At 53.3% G+C, this 6,387-nt stretch carries 2 protein-coding genes; one reads left to right on the top strand and one right to left on the bottom strand.

From position 1 onward, the window contains the following. Positions 1-235: 235 nt before the first annotated feature. Positions 236-4,279 (top strand): RCC1 domain-containing protein, encoded by a 4,044-nt coding sequence (locus ACJROR_RS06620; protein WP_406546422.1) that lies wholly within the window; start codon positions 236-238, stop codon positions 4,277-4,279. A 268-nt stretch (positions 4,280-4,547) separates the two neighbouring features. Here ACJROR_RS06620 and uvrC read toward each other — a convergent pair. After that, positions 4,548-6,387: excinuclease ABC subunit UvrC (gene uvrC, locus ACJROR_RS06615; protein ID WP_406546420.1), on the bottom strand; the 1,840-nt coding region annotated here is incomplete at its 5' end.

Here is a 6,387-nt window from a genome sequence, read left to right as displayed (position 1 = left end):
TTGGAAATATGATAAGACCTGAAGCGCTGACTTCAGAACTGATACAATTTTTGTTAAATGTGACGCATCCTTCATAAAAATACGTATATTTACGAATTAATTGATGCTGTTGTTTCATGAGATCTCTGAAGTTTTGTGATCAGCATGAATGTTTGATTATCGATGATCTATTAATCTGTTGTGCAGTGAATGGAAAATCCCCCCTTTTGTTGTTCTTTAAGACAGGATTATGATTATGAAAGTCAACATTTCCAAACTTTCTGTTGCAGTGATCGCGGCTATGAGCTTATCCGCATGCGGCGGCCACAGTCACAGCAATGCCAATAACAATCAAAATATCGAGGATGAAGCCGTTTTTTTTGATGTGCAGGTAGTGGATGGCTCATTGGAGAATGCCTGCGGCTTTGTTGATCTGAACCTGAACTACCAGCAGGATGAAAGCGAACCCCGGGCTTGTACCGATTATTTGGGCAAGGCTCGTTTTGAGGTTAAGAAGTCTTCCCTCAAAACGGAGGACGGCGCTGATCTCAGCAGACTCAAGCTAATATTTGAGGCGAAGAAGGGTTCTGCCATAAACCACCTGTTCGGTCAGAAACAGGGCTTTGTTATGGACAGGGATCTGTTTTTTACCGGTTATGCCTTCGTTAAGAACGGCGTCATCGGAAATGCCGTGCTATCACCCTTCTCAACCTTCGTATCCACTGCTCATGATGCCACCGGATCCGGAGAACTCTCTCAGGAAATTTACGAATCAAATATCGACGATCTGGGTGAGATTTTTGGCATCCAAAGAGGAACACTCAATAAGGAGTATGGCAATAAAGACATTACCGGTCTTTCCAGGGATGAGGTCAGCGTTCTCCTTCCGGAAATTGCCGGGGAAATACTGGTGAGAAACGATCTGCTGCCGGATGCCATTGCTGATCTGAAGGAAGGTGCGGAAGACAGTGAATTCACTCAGGAACTGGTTGTGTCGCAAATATCGGCATATAAGGGCAGCGTGGATGCCGCCGCTCAGGAAATTGCCAAAGTTATAGATGAGAGCAAGTCTGAAGCTGAGATTGTTTCAGATTCCATAAAAGCTCTGGAAGAAGCTGCCAAAATTAACCCTGAGCCTGAGCCCGAACCCGAGCCTGAACCCGAACCTGAACCCGAACCTGAACCTGAACCTGAGCCTGAGCCTGAGCCCGAGCCTGAACCCGAGCCTGAACCCGAGCCTGAACCCGAGCCTGAGCCCGAACCTGAGCCTGAGCCTGAGCCTGAGCCTGAGCCTGAGCCCGAGCCTGAGCCCGAGCCCGAGCCCGAGCCCGAGCCTGAACCCGAGCCTGAGCCTGAACCCGAGCCTGAGCCTGAACCCGAGTCTGATAATCTGGCAGTTCAGATGCTTGCCGGTTATGTATCAGGAGCAGATGTATGCGTTGATTTTAACGACAACCGCGCCTGCGATGACAATGAGCCTGCGGCGAAAACCGATGCAACGGGGTATGCCGAAATCAGCATTTCCTCTGATCTTCTGAGCAAGCTGAGCGCAAATGGCGGTATAAGACTGATCGCCAGCGCCGGCAAGGGCGCGAAAAGTTATCTCCCCTGGTCAGCATCTGTTCTGACGCAGGATCTGATACTGACTTCCCGTATGTACAGTCCGAAGACCTACAAGAACAATGATAAGAACGTCCTCTGCGAAACCGGGATCTGCGATGAATACATATCCCGGATAACACCTTTCTCAACCCTCGCCGACACAGCAGCGGGAGACGAGGAAATGACAAATAACGCGTACAGCGCGCTGATGGGTCTGATTGCCAAGAGCCTTGGTATTAAAAAAGGCGTGCTCGGAAGTGATTACCTGGCAGGAGCAGATACTCCGGCGGCTCTTGGCAAAGATAAACTCAAGGCCCTGCTGGCAGACGAACTCATCATCAGCATGGGCATGACACCATCATCTGCCAAGGTTCTGAAGAAAGGAAGCTCCGGGTTAAATGCTGACGGAGTCATGAAGGAACTGACGCTGATCAATGAGCGCCTTGATGTGGCTGCTGATGAAATCATTGATAAAAGCCAGGAGGACGACAGCTTCAGTTTCAGCGATTACCAGGCCAATCTCAGCAGTGTAATGGAGAAATCCTTCGTGCAGCTGTCTTCAGGCCGGGGTGAAGACTTCAGATGCGGCGTTAATGAAAACCGCCGGGTGCTTTGCTGGGGCAACAACTCCTGGGGCAACCTGGGCGATCCGAAGTACTTTACGGATCCCGAAGGCAGTCTCTATGAAGACGGCGCAGCTGTTAAGGATCTTTACAGCTGGAAGATGGTTACCGTCAGGAAAGAGGACGGCGCTCCGCTGAACAATGTTCTGTCCGTGGAGACCGGCAGCAAGTTTGCCTGCGCTGTGACCTTCGGCGGCGAAGTTTACTGCTGGGGATCTAACAAGTACGGGCAGCTGGGCAACGGCGAATTCTCAGGTGCTGAGCCAGTCGCAGTTCAGGTTCTGAATGCTAAAAACGGCAACGGCGACAGCGAATATCTGAACAATGCCGAATATCTGGCAATCTCCAATAACACGGTATGCGCTTCTGTATTGAGGGAGCCTCCGGTGGCCGGCAGCGGCAATGAATACAAGCAGGTTTCCAAACTGCTCTGCTGGGGGGACAACACGTCCAAACAGCTGGGACAGGATCTTGACGATGATGAGACCTCTGCATTCGCTGCTATAACCGATCAGTTTGGCGACGCGCTTCCTATCACTCTGAAAGCTGTTCCTTATCCTGTGGAGGTTAAGTTCCCTGATACGGTTGAGTCAGTTACGAGTGTAACGGCCGGGGCCTGGGCTTTCTGCGCTACGACATCCTCGGAGGGTACGGATAACAGTACCATATACTGCTGGGGCAATGATTCTCACGGTCTGGTTACCCACAACTGGCGTCAGTATATGACTCCGGAAATCGCTGAGAAATATGCGAAATACTGGGTTCAGGACGGACATACTCTGAGTGATGGCTACCATAATGCAGGGCTGTTCCTGAAAGACCGCCATGTCCTGGACAGCGACGGCGATTACCATCCACTGTTCAGCGCTCCGGTGACGGCATTGCAGGATGCGAAGTATCTGGAATTTGTCGGTACGCAGACCTTTTTCAAAGGCGAAAATCCGGAAAGCTGCGTATTCTGGGATTCTGATCCGACCAAAACCGATGCCGGCGTAAATTGCTCCAATTACCCGGTATATGTGGGAGACGAGAAGTCAGCCTACCAGAATTATCTCCCCGTTCCGTTTGTAAATCATGAAGATCTCCTGGAAAGACATGAAGCGTATGGTGATTTCCTGAATGAGTGCGCCGCCAATGACAAATACAGTGACTGCGTGAGTGTTATCCATGAAGGCATTCCTGATGAGTACGGCACTGTAGGCAGTCAGTTCAACGTGAATCTTTATGGTGTGGTTTCCCACAATCTGGTTTATCCCGGAAGCAAGATCAGCATCGATGCTTATGACTCGGCGCTGTTCGTTTCCCGCAATGTCACCGTGGGAGATTCTGTGGCTGAACAGTGGTACTGGGTAGGCAATCAGAGTAACCAGATAGGCAGCGCTTCGCGTTTTGACCCGGTATGGACTTCAGAGGGAACTGATTTAGCTTTCATTTCCCTTCCTCTGATTTCCGAAGGATCCTTCGAGGACGAGAAGTCTGCCAAAACCGGGATTGGAACTGACGGTTATGTCATATCAGACCCGAGCGCCGCAAGCCGGTATCATTTAGCTAATCCTTACGGATGGCTGTTTGAAATGAATTCCGGCAACAGCCGTTACGGCTCCGCCTATCCCGGAGTCAGCGGCAGCTGGCTTGACCAGTCGGGTGATACGTACTACATGACTAATTACGAACGTCTGCCCGATTTTCTGTTCTCTCCTTCCATGGGCAAACACTCCAAGTGCATTGTCGCTCCGGCGGAAAAGGCAAGCGAGTCCGCTCGTCTGTACTGCTGGGGATCCGACATCTTCGGACAGAAGGGACGTGCTCCGGAGGATGACGCTCATAAAGGGGTTAGCTACAACGATGTTGTCGAGGCCTGGGCCTATATCTATGACGGGCACAGTTCATCCAAGACCGAATATGATGCGAACGGCTCTATTACCGCTGACCCGTATTACAGACGCTGGGAATGGGGGTCTAATGCCGGGGGACCAGCTGCCGGACCTTACAACAATCAGCACATCGGCAGGAGAGGCGCGTATTTCGGACCGGGAACAGTACCGGAACTGGTAAACGCGGAGCTTGCTGATTAGCAGCTGGATGTCAGGCTTTGTGATATCAAGGAAAGTCTGACAGTACGAAAGAAGGGCCGAAACGGCCCTTTTTTTTGCGGCAGCCCCTCATTATTCAGGCTGAACTGAATCTGTTTTGCCAAGAGTGTTTTCGGCGTTTTTCTCCCGTTCTGAGTACGCCAGAGCTGACAAGGGGGATCAGGAATATGAAGAACAGACTGTCAGGGTTGCCGTAAGGAGGTGTCACGAAATTTCGGCGGAGGCAGTCATTTTCAAAACCGGGAAAGAGCTATTCATGAAGGAAGCTGTAGATCTCCTGAGCCATTTTCCGGGAAATGCCCGGCACCTTGCTGATCTCCTCGGCGCTGGCCCCGAACACCTCCTTCATGCCGCCAAGATGGGTCAGGAGGCTCTGGCGGCGCTTTTCTCCGATGCCCGGGATATCCTGAAGCCGGGAAACATTCCGGGCCTTCTCCCGTTTCCGGCGGTGGCCGGTAATGGCAAAGCGATGGGATTCGTCCCGGATATGAAGCACCAGCTGGAGAGCGGGATTGTCCAGTGTGAGGTGATACTCCTCCCGGCTGTAGCCCCGAATGAGGGTTTCCAGCCCGGGCTTCCGGCCCTCGCCCTTGGCCACCCCGATAAGGAGGGGCGGCTTAACGTCCTCCCGATCCCGGAAGGCTGCGGACACCACCTCCTCCGCCTGCGAAAGCTGCCCCGCGCCGCCGTCGATAAACATGATATCGGGGATCTTCCCGGGCTCCAGATTGCCGAGCCTGCGGGTCAGCACCTGATGCATGGCGGCGAAGTCATCCCCGGGGGTAATGCCGGTGATATTGTAGCGGCGGTATTCGGAGGTTTCCGGGCCGTCCCTTCCGAACACCACGCAGGAGGCCACCTCGGCTTCTCCCATGGTGTGAGAGATGTCATAGCACTCCATGCGGGAAATTCCGGAAACTCCCAGAAGCTCCTCCAGAGCCTCCGTACGCTTGCGGAGAGTTTCCTCATGTCCGGCCCGGGCCTTCAGGGAAGACGCGGCATTGGTGGTGGCGAGCTTGAGATAACGCCCTCTTTCCCCTCCGGGATCCGCGGTGATGCGCACCTTAAAGCCCGCAATGCTCTCTATGGCCTTTTCAAATTCGGCCTGTTCCTCCCCGGCGAACTCGGTAACGATCTCCTCGGGAACCGTGCGGCTGCTTTTGGAATTAAGGTAAAACTGCAGCATAAAGGCCCTGACCACCTCCTCCCGTTCCGTCTCTTCGGAATCCCCGCCGCGCAGGCCCGGAAAATAGCTCCGGGTGCCCAGGATGCGCCCGCCCCGGATAAAGAGCACATGAATGCAGGCCATGCCAAAGCCCGTGGCGGAACCGATGACGTCCATGTTGCGGTCAATGTCCCCGCTCACCGTCTGCTGCTCCTGCACCTTCCGGAGCGCCAGAAGCTGATCCCGCGCCAGAGCGGCCTTTTCAAATTCGAGATTGTCGCTCAAAGCCTGCATGCGGGCGGCCAGATTATTAATGATCTCCGGGCATCTCCCCTCCAGAAACATGCGGGCCATTTTCACCTGCTCCTGATACTCCTCGTCGGTACAGTATCCGGGAACGCAGGGAGCCATGCAGCGCTTTATCTGCCAGCTGAGACAGGGACGGGAACGGCTCCGGTAAACGCTGTCCTCGCACTGTCTTACCGGAAAAATCACCTCCATAAGGTGAAGAGCTTCCCTGACGGCTCCGGGACTGGGAAAGGGGCCGTAGTAGCGGCCCTTCTGATCCTTGCGGCCCCGGATGCAGGCAATGCGGGGATGCCTCTCATCGGTGATGAGAATATAGGGATAGGACTTGTCATCCCGGAGGAGGATATTGTATTTGGGCTGGAATTCCTTGATGAGGTTGCATTCCAGGATCAGGGCTTCGGTTTCCGAAAACGTCACCGTGTATTCAATATGGTGGATGGCGGCCACCAGATTGCGGGTCTTGATATTGGGAAGATCCTTCCGGAAATAGGAGGAAAGGCGCTTTTTAAGATCTCGGGCCTTCCCGATGTAGATTATCACATTGTCCTTGCTGAACATCCGGTACACGCCGCTCTGATGCGGTACCTGCTCCAGAAAGGCGGCGCTGTCAAAAGCC

This window comes from Succinimonas sp. (assembly GCF_045225735.1).
Lineage (GTDB): Bacteria > Pseudomonadota > Gammaproteobacteria > Enterobacterales > Succinivibrionaceae > Succinimonas.
This window is presented reverse-complemented; position numbering and strand designations above follow the sequence as displayed.